14 protein-coding genes and 2 pseudogenes are annotated in these 18,484 nt (G+C 59.8%); 8 read left to right on the top strand and 8 right to left on the bottom strand.

What is annotated here, in order from left to right:
- The first annotated feature begins 83 nt into the window (after nt 1-83).
- Nucleotides 84-1,385: an OprD family porin gene (locus AC3WWR_RS07895; RefSeq protein ID WP_033041612.1), complete on the top strand. Its 1,302-nt coding sequence runs from the start codon at nt 84-86 to the stop codon at nt 1,383-1,385.
- Nucleotides 1,386-1,478: 93 nt separating this feature from the next.
- On the opposite strand, the gene AC3WWR_RS07890 is transcribed toward AC3WWR_RS07895, so the two are convergent.
- The 5 genes and pseudogenes from AC3WWR_RS07890 to AC3WWR_RS07870 all read right to left on the bottom strand — a co-directional run bounded on the left by AC3WWR_RS07890 (nt 1,479) and on the right by AC3WWR_RS07870 (nt 4,632).
- A complete protein-coding gene (locus tag AC3WWR_RS07890; protein WP_492598623.1) occupies nt 1,479-2,417 on the bottom strand; it encodes a carbohydrate kinase family protein in 939 nt (312 codons plus the stop codon).
- 85 nt (nt 2,418-2,502) lie between these two features.
- Nucleotides 2,503-2,772: pseudogene (locus AC3WWR_RS07885) on the bottom strand (xylulokinase); the annotation flags it as partial.
- Nucleotides 2,768-2,890: pseudogene (locus tag AC3WWR_RS07880) on the bottom strand (AraC family transcriptional regulator); the annotation flags it as partial. The pseudogenes AC3WWR_RS07880 and AC3WWR_RS07885, both read right to left, overlap by 5 nt.
- Complete coding sequence (locus AC3WWR_RS07875) at nt 2,887-4,194, bottom strand: glycosyltransferase (protein ID WP_492598622.1); 1,308 nt, start codon at nt 4,192-4,194, stop codon at nt 2,887-2,889. The gene AC3WWR_RS07875 and the pseudogene AC3WWR_RS07880, both read right to left, overlap by 4 nt.
- Before the next feature lie 72 nt (nt 4,195-4,266).
- Complete coding sequence (locus tag AC3WWR_RS07870) at nt 4,267-4,632, bottom strand: response regulator (RefSeq protein ID WP_020797124.1); 366 nt, start codon at nt 4,630-4,632, stop codon at nt 4,267-4,269.
- Nucleotides 4,633-4,895: 263 nt separating this feature from the next.
- Between AC3WWR_RS07870 and AC3WWR_RS07865 the strand changes: the two genes are divergently transcribed.
- From AC3WWR_RS07865 to AC3WWR_RS07845, 5 genes are all read left to right on the top strand, one after another.
- Complete coding sequence (locus AC3WWR_RS07865; protein WP_492598621.1) at nt 4,896-8,384, top strand: response regulator; 3,489 nt, start codon at nt 4,896-4,898, stop codon at nt 8,382-8,384.
- Nucleotides 8,385-9,218 carry a CheR family methyltransferase gene (locus AC3WWR_RS07860; protein ID WP_020797121.1) on the top strand — a complete coding sequence of 278 codons (834 nt, stop codon included), beginning with the start codon at nt 8,385-8,387 and terminating at the stop codon, nt 9,216-9,218.
- Entirely contained in the window at nt 9,215-9,808 is a 594-nt protein-coding gene (locus AC3WWR_RS07855; protein WP_033043338.1) for a chemotaxis protein CheB, read from the top strand. The genes AC3WWR_RS07860 and AC3WWR_RS07855 overlap by 4 nt, the downstream gene beginning before the upstream one ends.
- A complete protein-coding gene (locus AC3WWR_RS07850; protein ID WP_151142008.1) occupies nt 9,802-10,983 on the top strand; it encodes a hybrid sensor histidine kinase/response regulator in 1,182 nt (393 codons plus the stop codon). The genes AC3WWR_RS07855 and AC3WWR_RS07850 overlap by 7 nt, the downstream gene beginning before the upstream one ends.
- A gap of 77 nt (nt 10,984-11,060) precedes the next feature.
- On the top strand, nt 11,061-11,438 hold the full coding sequence (locus AC3WWR_RS07845; RefSeq protein WP_020797118.1) for a response regulator: 378 nt from the start codon (nt 11,061-11,063) through the stop codon (nt 11,436-11,438).
- Between the two features lie 119 nt (nt 11,439-11,557).
- Here the strand turns inward: AC3WWR_RS07845 and AC3WWR_RS07840 are convergent, their stop codons facing one another.
- From AC3WWR_RS07840 to AC3WWR_RS07830, 3 genes are all read right to left on the bottom strand, one after another.
- A complete protein-coding gene (locus AC3WWR_RS07840) occupies nt 11,558-13,228 on the bottom strand; it encodes an ATP-binding protein (protein ID WP_151142010.1) in 1,671 nt (556 codons plus the stop codon).
- A complete protein-coding gene (locus AC3WWR_RS07835; RefSeq protein ID WP_492598620.1) occupies nt 13,225-14,727 on the bottom strand; it encodes an ATPase domain-containing protein in 1,503 nt (500 codons plus the stop codon). Before AC3WWR_RS07835 ends, AC3WWR_RS07840 begins: the two co-directional genes overlap by 4 nt.
- Nucleotides 14,728-14,952: 225 nt before the next feature.
- Nucleotides 14,953-16,008 (bottom strand): tetratricopeptide repeat protein, encoded by a 1,056-nt coding sequence (locus AC3WWR_RS07830; protein ID WP_020797115.1) that lies wholly within the window; start codon nt 16,006-16,008, stop codon nt 14,953-14,955.
- Between the two features lie 147 nt (nt 16,009-16,155).
- Here AC3WWR_RS07830 and AC3WWR_RS07825 point away from each other — a divergent pair, with 147 nt between their 5' ends.
- Nucleotides 16,156-18,291 carry an FUSC family protein gene (locus AC3WWR_RS07825; protein ID WP_492598619.1) on the top strand — a complete coding sequence of 712 codons (2,136 nt, stop codon included), beginning with the start codon at nt 16,156-16,158 and terminating at the stop codon, nt 18,289-18,291.
- A complete protein-coding gene (locus tag AC3WWR_RS07820; RefSeq protein ID WP_008061285.1) occupies nt 18,281-18,481 on the top strand; it encodes a DUF1656 domain-containing protein in 201 nt (66 codons plus the stop codon). Before AC3WWR_RS07825 ends, AC3WWR_RS07820 begins: the two co-directional genes overlap by 11 nt.
- Nucleotides 18,482-18,484 lie beyond the last annotated feature (3 nt).

Here is an 18,484-nt window from a genome sequence, read left to right as displayed (position 1 = left end):
GATCCTCTACTGGTCCGGGGCGAAGGCTATTTCTGGCTGATTGCGTCCTGGCGCAATCGCTGCATTGTTGGAGCTTTTTTTTAATGCGTCCCCCTTTTACGTTCATCCGCGCTCGCCAGTCATTCGGCTTCGGCGCCCTGGTCCTGTGCGCCGGTTTTACCGGGCCGGTTCAAGCGAGCGGTTTTATCGATGACACCACAGCGAAAATCGAATCACGTACGGTGTATTTCAACCGCGATTTTCGTGACGGGCATACCTCCAACAAACAGGGCGCGTCCAAGCGCGAAGAGTCAGCCCAGGGGTTCATTCTGAATCTGCAATCGGGGTACACCGAGGGCACGCTCGGGTTCGGTGTCGATGCATTGGGCATGGCGGGATTCAAGCTCGATTCCAGCCCAGACAGCAGCAACAGCGGCTTGCTGCCGTCCAGCGGCAGTAACCCGCGTGGTTCGGCGGATGAATACACCAAGCTGGGCCTGACCGCCAAGGTGCGCGTTTCGCAAACCGTGCTGAAGTACGGCGCGCTGCTGCCGGATGTGCCGCTGCTCAAGTACAACGACGGTCGCTTGCTGCCAACCATGTTCAACGGTGCGATGCTCACGTCCAGGGAAGTGCAGGATCTGAATTTCATGGCCGCGCGCCTGGACAAGTATACCGCCCGGGACTCCACCGACTCCCAGGACATCCGCCTGCACTGCAAGAACAAGCGTTATGCCTGCAACATCACGGCCAACCATTTCGACATGTACGGCTTCGATTACCGGATCAACGAGCGGCTGACAGCCCAGTATCACTACGCTGAACTGGAAGACATCTACCGTCAGCACTTCCTCGGCCTGCTGGCCAGTCAACCCCTGGATGGCGGTGTGCTCAAGGCCGATCTGCGCTTGCTCAAGAGTGCCGACAGCGGTGCTGCCCGCGCCGGTTCCATTGACAACCGCGCGCTGAGCACGATGCTCGCTTATGCCAACGGCGGCCATACGTTCAGCGCGGGCTGGCAGCGCATGAATGGCGACAACTCGATGCCGTACCTCGATGGTAGCAATCCGTATCTGGTCAACTACGTGCAGGTCAACGACTTCGCCGCAGCGCAGGAACGTTCGTGGCAGCTGCGATACGATTACGACTTCAAGGCCATCGGCATCAACGGCCTGACCTTCCTGACCCGCTATGTGAACGGTGACCACATCAAGGTGCCCGGCAGCGATCAGGAAGGCAAAGAGTGGGAGCGTGACAGCGAGCTCAAGTATGTGGTGCAGGGCGGGACGTTCAAGGATGTCAGCCTGCGGTTGCGCAATGCGACCTACCGCACCAACTACGAGCAATATGCCCGGGATGTGGATGAGACGCGGCTGATCGTCAGCTACAACTTTTCGATCCTGTAGGAGCTGCCGCAGGCTGCGATCTTTTGATCTTGCTTTTAAAAATCAAAAGATCGCAGCCTCGTTGCACTCGACAGCTCCTACAGGGGAGGTGCGTCAGGTCAACTGATGCCGATACGGCAAATCCGGCCCGGTCTTCCTGCACGTCAGCGCCGCCGCCTGCACCGCAAACCTCGCCATCTCATCGATCTGCTGGCGACTCAATTGGCGAACGCCTTCGACCGAATCCAGCCCCTGCTCGGTCAGCCAGGTAATCAACGCCGCCTGGAAGGTATCGCCAGCGCCCACGGTGTCGGCGATGGTCACCGTGCAGGCCGGCACCGACCACGAACCATGGCTTCGACTGAATACGCTCGCACCTTCGCCGCCACGGGTCAGGAATACCAGTTGACAGCGGTGTTGCAGCCAGCCCTCTATAACCTGCGCCGGGTCCTGCCCGGGGTACAGCAAACCCAGGTCCTCATCGCTGACCTTGATCAGGTCGGCATGCTCGACGAGGGTCGCAATCCGCGAACGCCACAGCTCGATGTTTGGCTGCGGATTAAGACGCACGTTCGGATCAAGGCTTATCAAGCGCTTGCCGCTTTCCCGGCGCACCAGCTCCAGCAGCGTGTCAGCAATCGGCTGCACCACCAGGGAAAACGAACCGATGTGCAGGCCGCGCACTTGCGACCCCAACGCCGGCAGATGCTCGGGTTTGAGTTGTCGATCCGCGCAGCCTTCGCCGCGAAAGCTGTAGTGGGGCGAGCCATTGGCCCCGAGCGCCACCATTGCCAGGGTGGTCGGTGCAGCAAAATCCACCAGGTAGTCCGTGCGTACGCCTTCTTCCTCCAACACCTGGAGCAAGCGCCGGCCAAGGTAGTCGGTGGACAACCCGGCCAATAACGCAGCCTCCACGCCCAAGCGGCGCAAACCCACCGCGACATTGAACGGCGAGCCACCGGCGATGGCCTTGAAATTCACTTTTGAAGCCAGGCCGCTGGCGTCGTTTTCACTGAAGAAATCGAACAGCGCTTCGCCACACACCAGATACATAGTTGTTCGCTCTTTATAGGGTTGCGACATGTTGTCGATAGCGTTCATAGGCCAGCTGCGAGGCCGCCACGTTTTGCGCGATCGGCATGCACACGCCTTCGGCGCCGATGGGGGCCTGGGCAACAAGCGCATTGAAACGCTCGATATCCAGATCGAACAGTGCTCGAATCGACTCCGTGGCGTTGGTCAGGTTCATGGTGCAAATCAATGGCAACCAACCGCAGGCCGGCAACGCGGCCAGCAGACGCCCGCTGGGGTCGATGTCGCGCAGCAGCTGCAAATCCCATTGGCGAGTACGCAGGTTGAAGTAACCCGTGCCCGAGGCATCGCCATACTCAGTGCAACGACGACCGGTGGAAATGCCCGCGCACCAAAGGGCAGGGGAAGCCGTGCTGGCGATAGATGATGGACAACCCGTTATGGTCGTCCATCAATTCGTAGGAAGGGTCGGTGACACGGGGCGTTCGGCTCATGTCGGAGCGTCTTCTTTATGGCGGTTCTTGGCTTCAATCCATTGCGCCATGTATTGCGTGCTCTTGTGTTGATGATGACGCAGCATGCTGCCGGTGAAGTTGTCTCTCCTGATCGAAGCCAGGTGTTGGCGGCAGTGCTTGAGCCGTGCAATCAGCGCCGGCCCATGAATGCGTGGCTGATAACGGCTCGCCAGCAATTCCAGGCCCTGGGCCTGGGCCTTGAGCCATTGCGTCTTGTCCTGGTAGAGCTGCACGGCACTATCGGCAAAGGACCTGGCAGTGCGGGTGATCGCCCCCGGCCATGGCTCAGCTGCGTGCATGCCCTCCGCGCCGATGGGCGTGGTGACATTCGGTGTGCCACAGAGCATTGCGTCGACAATCTTGCCTTTGATCCCCGCGCCAAAGCGCAACGGTGCCATGCACACCCGTGCCGCCGACATCACCTGCAAGGCGTCCTCAGCCCAGTTCATCACATGAAAGCCCTGCGCCGCGTTATGCAGCGCGGTCGCCTTGGGCGGTGTGTAGGCGCCGTAGATGTGCAGTTGAGCGGCGGGTAATTGCTGGCGAATCATCGGCCAGATAGTGGTCTTGAGCCAGAGCACCGCATCCCAGTTGGGGGCATGGCGAAAATTGCCGATGTGAATAAAGTGCGCCCGGTCCTCGAACGGCACCGGCGCATGGGTGGGCAGGTCCACCATCAGCGGGCACCCATGCAACAGGCTGCGCGGCAGCTTGAAGTGTTCGACCAGCAACTCGATCTCGACTTCGGAGATCATCAGGCTCAAGTCGCAACGATAAATCGCTGCGATCTCCCGCTGGGCCAGATCGGTCTCGGCCATGAGCTCAAATTCTTCACGCAATGCCGGCGCGAAGAGCTCGCTGAAATCATTGCCGTCTTCGCTTGCCTTCAAGCGGTTCTTGAGTCGTTGCTGGCGCGCATCGCGAAGGCTTTGCAGGTCGGAGGTCTCGAGAACCCGCAGTGCTTCGGGGCAGTGTTTCTCGACGCGCCAGCCAAACTGTTCCTCCATCATGAAACGATCGAACAAGACGATGTCCGGGGCCAGTTCGCTGATGAAGGTGTCGAAACTGCTATTGTTCAGCTCGATCGGTATTTCACGGATACCCAGCGCCGTCAGGTCGGCCCGATGTTCGCCGCTGCCGGCCGGGCTGCTGAATGTGACGTGCCAGCCTTGCTGCAGGAAGCTTTCGAGGATTTGCATCATATGCCCGCCAGCCGCCGAAGAGCGGGGCTCGGGCCAGACGTAACCAATAACCAGGACTTTGGTTGCGTGGGACTGACTCATGAACCGGAATTCCTTGAAACGAGCATGGCGCTGGAGAGGTAAAGGAGGCCGGCGATAAAGCGGCGCCCGAAGTCAGGCATTATCGAGGATACCCTTGACCTTGTCCCGCAACTGATCGATGGAAAACGGTTTGCCTATGAGATGCATGCCTTCGGGTACATCGATGTTCTCGGCATAACCGCTGGCGAACAGGATGGGCAGTCCAGGGCGCAGCAACCGGGCCTGGGTGGCCAGTTCTCGGCCGTCCATGACGGGTAAGCCCACGTCAGTCATCATCAGGTTGATGTGCTGGTTCTCATTCTCGAGAATCGCCAGCGCCTGCTCGCTGCTATCGGCCTCAAGGACCTTGTACTCCAGCTCCTCCAGCACGTCGACGATCAACATGCGCACGATGGCATCGTCTTCGACGACCAGGAGGGTGGGGGTATTGGCGGTCATGATGGGGTTCTCGGAAAGGGTGGATGGCTTTTTCGGCCGACCAGAATCGCCGGCTCTCTTGCATGAGTAAGTGAGGGGTCCCGACAAGTTCCCGATAGGCTATAAAAAGAAGGGTCGGCCCGCATTAGGGCAAAGGATAACCGCTGCGTTGGCGCAACAGCAGTTGAAAGTGCATTTTGCGGCCAATACTGCGAGAAAATTCGATCAGTGCGTCAGTTTTGGGGCAAACTCCTTGGTTTTCACCCGTTCAACAAGGCTTAACTATGACCACTGAGTCTTCGGTTGATCAGCAGCGATTCCGCAAGCTCCTTAGCCGCAACATCAGTCTACCGCTGGGCGTCGGCGCCATCAGTGCGGTTTTTTTCGTGTCGTTGATCACTTATCTGCTGTCGACGATCCAGTGGGTCGAGCACACCGATCGGGTGATCAATAACGCCAATGAGGCGGTCAAGCTAACGGTCGACCTGGAAACCGGCATGCGCGGCTACCTGCTCACCAGCGACGATAAATTCCTTGAACCCTACGAAACGGCCAAGCCACGCATCGAGGTGGTGCTCAGCACCTTGCTCGAACTGACCGCGGACAATCCGGTCCAGACCGACCGCTTGCACAGGCTGGAGTCGTTGCAGCAGGAGTGGGCCGGTTACGCGCAATCGATGATCGATCTGCAGCGAAGCAACGGTGACTATCGTGGCGCGGTCAAGGCCGGCAAAGGCAAGCGCCTGACCGATGAAATCCGCAAGCAGTACGAAGACGTGATCGACATGGAGCAGCAGTTGCGCGCCACGCGTAACGAGGAAGTGCGCCGTACCACGATCTGGAGCATCACCCTTTATCTCTTGTTCATTGCCGGTATCAGCGGGTTGCTGGCCTACATCGGCCGTCGCGATCTGCTCAATCTGTCGCAAAGCTACGCAGCGACCCTGGCGGCGCAACAGGCCAGCGCCCAGCGGCTGGAGCAACAGGCCTGGCTGCGCAATGGCCAGACCCAACTGGCCGAACAAGTGCTGGGGCAACTGTCGCTCAATCTGTTGGGGCGCAACATCCTGCAGTTCTGCGCGCAGTACCTGGGCAGTGCCGTGGCGGCCATTTATGTGCGCGAAGAACACGGCGGCCTGCGCCGCGTGGCGTCCTATGGGTTTTCCCGCGAGCAGGAGGCGCGTGAGCAGCAAATCTACAGTGACGAAGGCATTGTCGGCCAGGTGGCGCAACAGGCCCACCTGATTCGCCTGGACGATGTGCCCAGCGACTACTTCAAGGTCAGTTCCGGGCTCGGCGAAGGTTTGCCGCGCAGCGTACTGGTGGTCCCGACCAGCGACGACGAGCGGGTCAACGGCGTCATTGAGCTGGGCTTCCTGCGCCCGTTGACCGACCGTGACATCGATTTGCTGGAGCTCATTGCCGGTAACATCGGCACCTCCATCGAGGCGGCGCGTTATCGCCAGCGTTTGCAGGAAGTGCTGGCTGAAACCCAGCAACTCAACGAAGAGTTGCAGGTTCAGCAGGAAGAGCTCAAGACCGCCAATGAAGAGCTGGAAGAGCAGTCGCGGATTCTCAAGGAATCCCAGGCGCATCTGGAAACCCAGCAGGTCGAGCTCGAACAGACCAACGAACAACTTGCCGAACAGGCGCAGGTGTTGGCCGAGCAACGTGACGCCATGGACCTCAAGAATACCGAGCTCAACCAGGCCCAGGCCCAGCTCGAAGAGCGCGCCGAAGAACTGCAGCGTTCGAGCAAATACAAGTCCGAATTCCTCGCCAACATGTCCCACGAGTTGCGCACGCCGTTGAACAGCTCGCTGATCCTGGCCAAGTTGCTGGCGGAAAACCCGCAGGAAAACCTGAGTGCCGAGCAGGTCAAGTTCGCCGAGTCGATCTATTCGGCGGGCAACGACTTGCTCAACCTGATCAACGATATTCTCGATATCTCCAAGGTCGAAGCCGGCAAACTGGAGATACGCCCGGAAAACACCAGCGTTGCGCGCTTGGTGGACGGCTTGCGCGGGATGTTCCAGCCGCTGGCTGCGCACAAGCAACTGGATTTCCAGGTCGAGTTGCAGGACGGTGCGCCAACCATGATGTACACCGACCGCCAGCGCGTGGAGCAGATCATCAAGAATCTGCTCTCCAATGCCGTCAAGTTCACCGAGAAAGGTCGGGTATCCCTGACCGTGAGCGCGGCGTCGAACCAAGGCATTGCCTTTGTCGTCAGCGATTCGGGGATCGGTATTGCCGCCGATCAACAGGAAAGCATTTTCGAGGCCTTTCGCCAGGCCGATGGCACTACCAATCGTCGTTATGGCGGGACCGGCCTGGGCCTGTCGATTTCCCGTGACCTGGCCGCGCTGCTCGGCGGCTCGATCAATGTCTCCAGCACGCCGGGGCAGGGCAGCCAGTTCAGCCTGATCCTGCCGCAGCAATACGTGGAACCTGGCGACGAGCCCGTTGAGCGGATGCATGCCATGCCAACACACGCTCCAACCCCGGTTGCGCCCATTGCGGTTGCGCCGGCGGTGGTCCAGGAGATCGCGCGGTTCGCCGATGACCGCCTCAAGGCACCCTTCACCGTGCGTTGTATCCTGGTGGTGGAGGACGAGCCGAATTTTGCGCACATCCTTTATGACCTCGCCCATGAACTGGGTTACCAGTGCCTGGTGGCCCATGGCGCCGACGAGGGCTACGACCTGGCCAGGCAATACATTCCGGACGCCATCCTGCTGGACATGCGCCTGCCGGATCATTCCGGGCTGACGGTGCTGCAACGCCTGAAGGAACACGCAGAGACCCGGCATATTCCCGTGCATGTGATTTCGGTCGAAGACCGGGTCGAAGCGGCGATGCACATGGGAGCCATCGGTTATGCGGTCAAGCCGACCACCCGCGAAGAGCTCAAGGACGTGTTCGCGCGCCTGGAGGCCAAGCTGACCCAGAAGGTCAAGCGTGTGTTGCTGGTCGAGGACGACGACTTGCAGCGCGATAGCATTTCCCGGCTGATCGGCGACGATGACATCGAAATCACCGCCGTCGGCCTGGCGCAGGATGCCCTGGCACTGCTGCGGAACACCGTGTTCGATTGCATGATCATCGACCTCAAGCTGCCGGACATGCTCGGCAACGACCTGCTCAAGCGCATGTCCAGCGAGAACATCTGCTCGTTCCCGCCGGTGATTGTCTATACCGGGCGCAACCTGACCCGGGACGAAGAGGCTGAGCTGCGCCGGTATTCGCGCTCGATCATCATCAAGGGCGCGCGCTCTCCCGAGCGCCTGCTGGACGAAGTGACACTTTTTCTGCACAAAGTCGAATCACGGTTGTCCCATGACCGGCAGAAGATGCTCAAGACCGCCCGCAGCCGTGACAAGGTGTTCGAGGGGCGCAAGGTGTTGCTGGTGGACGACGATGTGCGCAACATTTTCGCCCTCACCAGTGCGTTGGAGCAAAAGGGCGCCGTCGTGGTCATCGGCCGCAACGGGCGTGAAGCGATTGAGCGATTGAATGAATTCGAAGACATCGACCTGGTGCTCATGGACGTGATGATGCCGGAAATGGATGGTTTCGCCGCCACCACCTTGATTCGCAAGGAGGCGCGCTGGCGCAAACTGCCGATCATCGCGGTGACGGCCAAGGCCATGAAAGACGATCAGGAGCGCTGCCTGCAGGCCGGCGCCAACGATTACCTGGCCAAGCCCATCGACCTCGATCGCCTGTTCTCGCTGATTCGTGTGTGGTTACCGAAGATGGAACGCATTTAAGTGCAGAGCAATCATTCAGGGGAGCGCAGCAGCGAAATCGAATTGCGCTTGTTGATCGAGGCGATCTACCTCAAGTACAGCTACGATTTTCGCGATTACTCCGGCGCCTCGATCAAGCGCCGGGTGACGCACGCCTTGAGCCAGTTCGAGTGCAATACCATTTCGGCATTGCAGGAAAAGGTCCTGCACGACCCGACGGCGTTCATGCAGTTGCTGCAACTGCTGACGATTCCGGTCAGTGAAATGTTTCGCGACCCTTCGCACTTCCTGGCCATCCGCCGCGAAGTGGTGCCGTTGCTCAAGACCTACCCTTCGCTGAAGATCTGGATCGCCGGGTGCAGCACCGGTGAAGAAGTCTATTCGATGGCCATCCTGTTGCGCGAAGAGGGCCTGCTCGAGCGCACGATCATCTATGCCACTGACATCAATCCGCGTTCGCTGGACAAAGCCAAGCAAGGGATTTTCTCCATGGAGAATGTCCGCGCCTACACTTCCAACTACCAGCAGGCCGGCGGCAAGTGCTCCTTCGCCGACTATTACACAGCGGCGTATGGGTTCGCGATTTTCGACAAGTCGCTGTGCGAAAACGTGACCTTCGCCGATCATAGCCTCGCGACGGACAGCGTATTTTCAGAAACTCAATTAATTTCATGTCGTAATGTATTGATTTATTTCAATAAAAAACTACAGGATCGCGCTTTCGGCTTGTTTCATGAGTCGCTTTGCCACCGCGGTTTCCTCGCTCTGGGCAGCAAGGAAACGCCAGATTTTTCAGCCTTCGGCAACCAGTTCGAGCCGTTGGTCAAACAAGAACGGATCTATCGCAAATCATGAACAGCGCAACGGGCTTACCTTCAATAGAAGCGATTGTGATCGGTGCGTCGGCTGGCGGAGTTGAGGCGCTGCTCAGTATCCTGGGGCCGCTGCGACAAGGTTTCGCATTGCCGATCATCGTGGTCCTGCACCTGCCGGGCGAGCGCCGTAGTTACCTGGTGGAAGTCTTCGCCAGGCGTGTTTCGCTGCCGGTCGTGGAGGCCACGGACAAGACCCCGGTTGAAGCCGGTACCCTGTATTTCGCCACGCCCGGGTATCACTTGTCGGTGGAGCGGGACCGCAGCTTTTCCCTGAGCCTGGAAGACCGTGTGCATTATTCGCGGCCGGCCATCGACTTCCTGTTCGAATCGGCTGCCGATGCCTACGGTGCGAAGCTGGCCGCGGTATTGCTGACCGGCGCCAACCAGGATGGCGCCAAGGGTATGTCCCAGGTCAAGCAGCATGGCGGGCTGACCATCGTCCAGGACCCGGGCGAGGCCCAGGTCGCGACCATGCCCCAAGCGGCGCTGAATATCCTGCAGCCCGATCACATACTCCCCATACGCGGCATCGGCCGTTTGCTTGTCGAGCTGGAACGAATCGCATGCTAAGTAATATCCAGGCCAAACTGCTGATCGTCGACGATCTGCCAGAAAACCTATTGGCACTTGAAGCGCTGATCAAGCGTGAAGATCGCATCGTCTACAAGGCTTTGTCGGCCGACGAAGCCTTGTCGCTGTTGCTGCAACACGAATTCGCCATTGCCATCCTCGACGTGCAGATGCCCGGCATGAATGGCTTCGAGCTGGCCGAGTTGATGCGTGGCACGGAAAAGACCAGGAACATTCCGATCGTGTTCGTCAGTGCCGCCGGTCGCGAGCTGAACTACGCGTTCAAGGGCTACGAAAGCGGCGCCGTCGATTTCCTGCACAAGCCCCTGGATATCCAGGCGGTCAAGAGCAAGGTCAATGTCTTCGTCGACCTCTACCGCCAGAGCAAGGCCATGAAACAACAGGTCGAAGCGCTGGAACAGAGCCGTCGGGAGCAGGAAGCGTTGCTCATGCAGTTGCGCAGTACCCAGCTTGAGCTGGAGCAGGCGGTGCGCATGCGCGATGACTTCATGTCCATCGTTGCCCATGAAGTGCGCACGCCGCTCAATGGACTGATTCTAGAAACCCAGTTGCGCAAGATGCACCTGGCCCGGGACAACGCTGCTGCCTTCACCCTCGACAAGATGCACGCCATGGTCGATCGCGATGAACGGCAGATCAAAAGCCTGATCCGGCTGATCGAAGACATGCTCGATGTGTCACGTATTCGTACCGGCAAGTTGTCGATTCGCCCGACACACTTTGATCTGGCGGCGCTGGTTCGCGGTTTGTTGCACAATTTTGCCCCGCAGATCGAGGCCGCCGAAACGTCGGTCAGCCTGGACGCCGAGCAATCGGTGATGGGCGATTGGGATGAGTTTCGTATTGAGCAGGTGATTTCCAACCTGCTGACCAACGCCCTGCGTTATGGCGCCAAGAGCCCGATCAACATGAAGGTGTACAGTGAGAACGGTGAAGCACGGGTGGAAGTCCGTGATTTTGGAATCGGCATCAGCGAGGAGAACCAGCAACGGATTTTCCAGCAATTCGAGCGCGTCTCGGCCAACCATGTCGCCACCGGGCTGGGCTTGGGGTTGTTTATTTCCGAACAGATAGTTGCCGCCCATGGCGGTACCATTACCGTCGAAAGCCGGATTGGCGAAGGCGCCCTGTTTCGCGTTTGTCTGCCGCTGTAGGAAAACCGCGCGATAAACGCAACCTCTGATCGACCTCGGGGTCGTATCAGCAGCTATTGACCGAACAAAGGCTTCCCATGAGTGAAGATGCGCAAGATGTAGTCCTCGTCGTCGAGGACGATCCCTCAATCCTGATGGTGCTGTCGGCCTATCTGTCGGGAGAGGGCTACCGGGTGCTGCAAGCCGAAAACGGCGAGCAGGCCTTCGAGATCCTCGCCAGCAAGCCACACTTGGACATGATGATCACCGATTTTCGCCTGCCCGGCGGGATTTCTGGCGTGCAGATCGCCGAGCCCGCGGTGAAGCTACGGCCTGAGCTCAAGGTGATTTTCATCAGCGGCTACGCCCAGGAAATTCGCGAGACTGATAGCCCGATTACTCGCAAGGCACCGATTCTTGAGAAACCATTCGATCTGGACACGTTGCAGGAACTGATGCAGGACATGCTGTCCTGATCGGGTAGGAGCTGCCGCAGGCTGCGATCATTTGATCTTGCTTTTAAAGATCAAAAGATCGCAGCCTGCGGCAGCTCCTACAGGGGATGGTTGTGTTCGACGCTTGCGCAGCGGCGCGTTCAGACGCGAATCATCTCCTGCACCTTTGCCGTCAACAGGTCAAAGGTAAACGGCTTGGTGATCATCTGCATGCCCGGATCGAGGAACCCGCCGCGCACTGCCGCATGTTCGGCATAGCCGGTAATGAACAAGACCCTCAGGTCCGGCCGCAGTTGCCGGCCGATTTCCGCCAGTTGCCGACCATTCATGCCGGGCAGTCCGACGTCGCTGATCAGCAGGTCGATGCGTTGGACCGAGTCGAGGATCGGCATCGCACTGTCGGCATCGCTGGCCTCGACAAAGGCATACCCCAGATCTCCCAGCACGTTGCTGACCAGTAGTCGCACCGCCGGATCGTCCTCGACGATCAGCACGGTCTCGCCATTTTTCGCGTAGGGGGCGTGTTCGATGTTGACCGGGTTGTCCTGGGGCAGGTCACCCCCAAAACGCGGTAGATACAAGTTCACCGTGGTGCCTGCGCCGACTTCACTCTGAATGGCGACATGCCCACCCGATTGCTTGCTGAAACCATAGATCATCGACAAACCCAGGCCGGTGCCCTGGCCGATGGGCTTGGTGGTGAAGAACGGGTCGAAGGCCCGGTTGATGGTGCTTTGCGGCATACCGCAGCCATTGTCGGTGACGCTCAGTACCACATAGTCGCCTGGCGCGAGATTACCGTAGGGCTTGGTGAAATCGGCATCCAGGTGGCGGTTCGAGGTCTGCACCAGCAGTTTTCCACCATCGGGCATGGCGTCGCGGGCATTGATGACCAGGTTGAGCAGGGCGCTTTCCAGTTGATTGGGGTCGGCTTCGGCGACCCATAGCTGATCGCTCAGTTGCATGTCCAAGTGAATGCTTTCATTGATGCTGCGTTGCAACAGTTCGCCCATGGAGACCACCAGGTTATTCATCTCCACGGGCTTGGAGTCGAGCGACTGGCGACGGGAAAACGCCAGCAGACGATGAGTCAGGCTCGCCGCACGATTGGCCGACGTCACGCCAAGGTCGATCAGGCTGTCCAGATCCTCTGTGCGCCCCCGGGCCAGTCGCCGGCGCAATAACTCCAAACTGCCGATGATGCCGGTCAGCATGTTGTTGAAGTCATGGGCAATGCCACCGGTGAGTTGGCCGACCGCCTCCATTTTTTGCGACTGGCGCAGTGCTTCTTCATTGTGGCGCAGTTGTGCGGTGCGCTCTTCAACCTGTTGTTCCAGGGTCTCGAGGGTGTTTTGCAGGCGCAGTTCGCTCATGCTCAAGTCCACCAGCCGATCCCTGGCTTCATACTGTCGCCTTCGGCCGCGCAAGGCGGCGGCGACCAGGCTGATCAATGTTTCGGGGTGGAAGGGTCGTTCGAGGAACGTGACATTGCCCAGGAGGGGGCCAAAGCGTGACGCCGGATTATGTTCCGGGCCACCATGGTGAGTCAGCAATACGATCGGCAAATCAGACCACGCCGGTTGCTGCTCGATCAGGCTCAACAGGGGTTCGAGATCGCTGCGCAGCAAGGCTTCGGAAGACATGAGCAACAAGCCGGCCCCTTGCTCCACTTCGAGGCAAAGCCCTGGCAGATCAGTACTGACGACTCCGCCGAAGCCCGCTTCATTGAGCAGCATCAAGGCGATCTGACTGTCCCGCCCCAAGGGGGCAAGAATGATCGCACGCTCGGACGTCGCTTCATTGACCGTCACGGGACTTCATCCCCGAGCAGGGGATTGCTGGCACCCAAATAGGTCGGAACTCCGCGCAAAACGCCCTGGAAGGTCTCCAGCGGTTCCCCGATGGTCATGCCGTTGGCGCTGATTTTGTATTCGCGGATGGTCGATTCATGGCTGCCTGTGCGTTTCTTGATGATGGAAATGGCTCGCCGCACCTTGCCCAGGGCTTCGAAGTAGCGCAGCAGAATGACCGTATCGGCCAGGTACGTGATGTCTACCGGGGCCTGCATGTCACCAACCAGGCCATGCTGGGCGACTGTCATGAACGTCGCCGCGCCTTTGCGGTTGAGGTACAGCAGTAATTCGTGCATGTGCAGCACCAGGGCGTTCTCTTCCGGCATCGCCGCTTGATAGCCGTTGATGCTGTCGATTACCACGGTCTTGATATCGCCTTCATCGACGCAACGACGAACCCGGTGGGAAAATTCGCCGGGGGAGAGTTCAGCGGCGTCCACTTGCTCGATCAGCAAGTTGCCGGTGGCTTGCAATGCACTCAAGTCGATGCCGATTTTCTTCATGCGAGCGAACAGCAAGCCAAGCTCTTCATCGAAGATGAACAGAGCCGCCTTTTCGCCCCGGGCCACGGCGGCGGCGGCGAAAATCATCGATATCAAGGATTTTCCGGTGCCGGCCGGGCCGAGAATCAGCGTGCTTGAGCCCGTCTCGACGCCACCACCGAGCAGCGCGTCCATTTCGCGGATGCCGCTGGTCAACTGCTGTCGCTGGTAGTCACCCCGGTGCTCCGCGGCCACCAGGCGTGGGAACACGTGCACGCCGTTACCCATGATGGTGAAATCATGATAACCGCCGCGGTATTTCTGGCCACGGTATTTCACCACGCGAACGCGCCGGCGCTCGGCGCCATAGTTCGGCGTCAGTTCCTCCAGCCGAACCACTCCGTGGGCCACGCTGTGCACGGTCTTGTCCAGGGATTCGGTGGTCAGGTCGTCGAGCAGCAGCACCGTGGCCTCATAGCGCACGAAATAATGCTTGATGGCGAGGATCTGTCGACGGTATCGCAGTGAGCTTTGCGCCAGCAGGCGAATCTCGGAGAGGCTGTCGAGCACGACGCGGGTCGGCCTGACGCGTTCGACGACTTCAAAAATCTGTTTGGTGGCCTCACCCAATTCCAGGTCCGAGGAGTACAACAGCGATTGCTGGTGCTCGGCGGTCAGCAGGCTTTCGGGGGGCGTCAGTTCGAAGATATGGACGTTATCGTCCAGCTCCCAGCCATGGGAGCGCGCACCCTGGCGCAATTCGCGTTCGGTTTCGGACAGGGTGATGTACAACGAGCGCTCGCCGGCTTGGGCACCGGCCAACAAGAAGTGCAAGGCGACCGTGGTCTTGCCGGTTCCGGGTTCGCCCTCAAGCAAGAACACGTGGCCGCGGGACAGTCCGCCATTGAGGATGTCATCGAGACCAGTAATCCCTGTGGCGGCTTTAACGCTGATCAACTCGTTGGATGTAGACAAAAAATGCCCTCTCATGACTAGGGAAAACGAGGCAGCGGACCGATGATGGCGAGCTGCCTGTTCACTTGACCTTGGGTCGCGAGGAGCGTTCAACTTTTTTGAGAGGCGTTGGGTGTGCACTCGCACCGTAGGAGCGAGGCTTGCCCGCGAAGAACGAGACGCGGTAACGACTGATACACCGAAGCGCCTGGTTCGCCGGCAAGGTTCCTACGTCGGTAACCTGTTTTATAGCCCTTGCTGCAGGGCCGGATCATCCGGGTTCATCTGTTCCAGCTGCGCCAGCAATATCTGCACGTTCTGCAATTGCCCGCTTTCTTTCCAGTAGTTGATCAGCAACACCCGTGCGCGGCGATCGTTCGGGTGGCGCTGGACGATTTCCTGCAGCTGTTTCTGCGCCGCTTCCAGTTCCTGCTCGCCATGCAGCGTGGTGGCCAGGTCGTAGCGGTAGTCCTTGTTGTTCGGCTCAAGCTCCACGGCCTTGGACAATCCGAGCAGGGCGAATTCGCTTTGACCGTGATGCAGCAGCCAGAGCCCCAGCGCATGTTGCAGATAGGCCGAGTCGGGCTGGGCCTTGAGTTGTTTGGCCAACAGTTGCCGGGCCGCGTCGCTCTGGCCCTGTTTGTCCAGTATCTCAATCTGCATCACCAGCGCCGGCAGATTGCCCGGGTCCAGACGCAAGGTGTGTTCGAGCGCCTGTTGTGCCTTCTTCAGTTGGGCATTGTGCAGGTACAGGCGCGCCAGTTGATACTGATTGTCGGCACTTTCAGGGGCGTCTTTGAGAACCACCTGCCAGGCGTCGATAGCCTGCTCCAGCGCGCCGAAATACAGGCCAAGATCATCGGGCGACAGGCCCAGCAACGCATTGACGGCGGCCAGGCGCACGCTCTGTTCGCCGTCATCGAGCAAGGGCCCCAGCAGTAGGCTGCGCTGGCCGCTGGGCACCAGCCCGCTGATGCTTTTGATCGCCGCGATACGCACCTCGGGCGCCTCATGCTGCAAGTCTGCATCCGCCAGTTTCAGCGCCACGGAGCTGGGGTAGTTGGGCAGTTCGGCCAGCAGCCAGACGCGCCGCTTGGGTGATATGTCCGGGCGGGCCAGTTGCTGGTAGAGCACCCGCGCGGCCCCCGGCTGGCCGTTTCGGGCTGCCGTCAGTGCTTCGCTGTACCCGCGCTTGATGGTTTCGGGTACTACCGGGGTGCTGCTGCGCAGGAACATCCAGGCAAGGCCGATGGCAAACAGGACACAGAGGCTGATGAGCAAATAGCGGCGGGACTGGGTCATGCAGAATCCGGAAGCTGACAGGCTTTGGCAAAGCTGTCAGCTTCGGTCAGGCGGCGCCTGGAGTCAAACCCTGACTGCGATACTCAAACCTGTCCAGACCTCGCGGCTATGACTACGCTTGCTGGAGTGGATTGGACAGGCATTCCCATGCAAGCGCTGCTGCAATACTTCAAGGCGATGCTCAACCCCGGGCGCGGGGTGCTGCTGTTCGCCTTGAGAACCATTGCAGCCGGGCTGTTGACTCTCTATCTGGCGTTCGTATTCGACCTCGAACAGCCCAAGTGGTCGATCATGGCCGTGGTCATCATCAGCCAGCCCCTGGCCGGCATGGTGCTGGCCCGCAGTTTCGGTCAGGTCATCGGAACCACCCTGGGAGCGGCAGTGGCCGTGGTAATCATGGCGCTATTCCCCCAGGCGCCGCTGCCTTTCATCATGACCTTGTCGCTGTGGCTGGCGTTGTGCACCGCCGGTGGCACCTTGTTGCGCTATACCAGTTCCCAGGCGTTTGTCCTCAGCGGCTACACGGCGGTGGTCGTGGGGCTGTTGGCGGTTCCCGATCAGGACGGGACCTTCCTGCTGGCCGTGACCCGCGTGACCGAGACGTTGCTGGCAGTGGCCTGCGTCTGCGTCGTGAGCCTGCTGACCGCGCGCCCGGAGGCCGTGGCCAAGGAGTATTTCGACAGGATCGACCAGGTGATCAAGCTGCTGGCAACCCATGCCAGCGCCGTTATTCGTACCGAGGAAAGCGAGGAAGACTTCCACCGTCGGCAAATGCAGTTGCTGGGGCAGATCAGCGCGCTGGAGGGCGTGCGTCGGCACCTTTATTACGACGCGCCGCGCTTGCGCAGCGCCGACGACCTGGTGCAATTGCTCGGCAACCAACTGGTGCTGCTGACGGCAAGACTCACCGCCTTGCGCCACCAGCGCGAACTGTTGCTCGAACGCTGGGAAGGTGAGCTCCCCGGGGAAATACAGCAACTGCTCGCCGAAGAATTGGTCTTGCTCGACGAACTGGCCCGGCAGGGGCGCGCGATACCTGGTGAGCAGCGGCGCCAGTTTGCTGCGTTGCAACAGCGTTTCGATGCACTGGCGTACCGCTCGGAGCAATTGATCGAGCCCTTGAAGGCCACTTTGCGCTCGCTGTCCTGGTCCTTACGCTGGGAACAGGCGCGCATGCTGCAGCAGCTTGAAATGATTTTGGAGTTGAGCGATGTGATCCAGAACGGGCGCAAGGCCAGTAGCGTTTTTCGTGGCCAGGCCAACCCTCTGCACCTGGACTTCACCCTGGCGACGATGAATGCCATCCGCGCTTATTGCGCACTGATGGTGGCCGGGCTGATCTGGATCGAAACGGGATGGGACGGCGCGCGGGGCGGGATGGTCGTGGTGGGGATTCTGTGTTCGCTGATGGCGACGTTTCCCCGGCCACTGCTGGCTGCCCAGAGCTATGCCCGGGGGCTGGCGATGGCATTGGTGCTGTCGGCGGTGCTGCAGTTCGCGCTGGTCCCGATGATCAGCAGTTTCGAGCTCCTGGCGCTGCTGCTGGCGCCCTTGCTGTACGCGGTCGCCGTGGGGTTGTCCAGCCCGGCCACGACGGGCACGGGGATTGGCCTGGGGTTGATGACGTGCCTGTTGTTGGGCCCGCAAAACACCGGCACAGGCCAAAACAGCGCCATCCAGTGGTTCGAGTTTGCGGGCGCTTATGTGTGCGCCGCGACACTGGCGTTGAGTGTCTATGCCCTGATCTTCCCCTTCAGGCCTGTGCTGCGGATTCGCCGCTTGTTCAAGGAGAACTGCGAGCAGGTCTACGCCTTGCTGAAAACCCCCGCCACCGATGAAAACCAGTTCGCCTTCGAGAGTCGTATGGTCGACCGCCTGACCATGATGCTGGGACTGTTGCCCGCCATCGAGGACAAGCCATCGCGTGACCTGTTCGATGTCAGCCTGGGTTGCATGGCGCTGGGCATCGCCTTGAACCAACTGCGGCAACAGGGGCAGAACAACGCATTGCTCAGCCCGGGGTTGCAACGTCGATTATTCGCCACGGTGCGAGAAACCGGGAGGCTGGTGGCCGGTCGGCGCGACATTGGAGTGGACCACGTGCTCGACAGCTTGCACGCCTTGGGCGATGACCTGGACGCGCTGCATTCCAGTGTTCATGAACACCTCTGGTCGGTGTTTCGCATGCGCGTGGCGCTGTTGATCGTGGTCTCGTTCCTGGAACGCCACCGTCGCCACTTCGAACCCGCCACCTTGCAGGGAGTACCCGAGCTTGCCCATTGATCTGGAAATAGGCGGCGTCTACCTGCCACCGATCGCCCAGGCGTTGCTGCTGGGGGTACCGGTTTTCCTGGTGCTGGACTGGATCCTGCGGCGTCTCGGGGTGTTGCAGTTCGTCTGGCATGAAGCCTTGTTCGAAGGCGCGTTGTACGTCTGCGTGTGCGCGACGTTGATCCTGGTGATGGGAGCCTGATGC

The sequence above is a fragment of the Pseudomonas sp. EB271-G4-1 genome (genome assembly GCF_058791355.1).
Note: the sequence above shows the minus strand (reverse complement) of the source record. Positions and strands in the feature narration are given on the sequence as shown.

What these genes read in the sequence shown, in the direction of transcription:
- AC3WWR_RS07865 (WP_492598621.1), top strand. Translation starts at nt 4,896, where the DNA reads ATGACCACTGAGTCTTCGGTTGATCAGCAGCGATTCCGCAAGCTCCTT.
- AC3WWR_RS07870 (WP_020797124.1), bottom strand. Translation starts at nt 4,632, where the DNA reads ATGACCGCCAATACCCCCACCCTCCTGGTCGTCGAAGACGATGCCATC.
- AC3WWR_RS07850 (WP_151142008.1), top strand. Translation starts at nt 9,802, where the DNA reads ATGCTAAGTAATATCCAGGCCAAACTGCTGATCGTCGACGATCTGCCA.
- AC3WWR_RS07895 (WP_033041612.1), top strand. Translation starts at nt 84, where the DNA reads ATGCGTCCCCCTTTTACGTTCATCCGCGCTCGCCAGTCATTCGGCTTC.
- AC3WWR_RS07890 (WP_492598623.1), bottom strand. Translation starts at nt 2,417, where the DNA reads ATGTATCTGGTGTGTGGCGAAGCGCTGTTCGATTTCTTCAGTGAAAAC.
- AC3WWR_RS07845 (WP_020797118.1), top strand. Translation starts at nt 11,061, where the DNA reads ATGAGTGAAGATGCGCAAGATGTAGTCCTCGTCGTCGAGGACGATCCC.
- AC3WWR_RS07825 (WP_492598619.1), top strand. Translation starts at nt 16,156, where the DNA reads ATGCAAGCGCTGCTGCAATACTTCAAGGCGATGCTCAACCCCGGGCGC.
- AC3WWR_RS07830 (WP_020797115.1), bottom strand. Translation starts at nt 16,008, where the DNA reads ATGACCCAGTCCCGCCGCTATTTGCTCATCAGCCTCTGTGTCCTGTTT.
- AC3WWR_RS07875 (WP_492598622.1), bottom strand. Translation starts at nt 4,194, where the DNA reads ATGAGTCAGTCCCACGCAACCAAAGTCCTGGTTATTGGTTACGTCTGG.
- AC3WWR_RS07855 (WP_033043338.1), top strand. Translation starts at nt 9,215, where the DNA reads ATGAACAGCGCAACGGGCTTACCTTCAATAGAAGCGATTGTGATCGGT.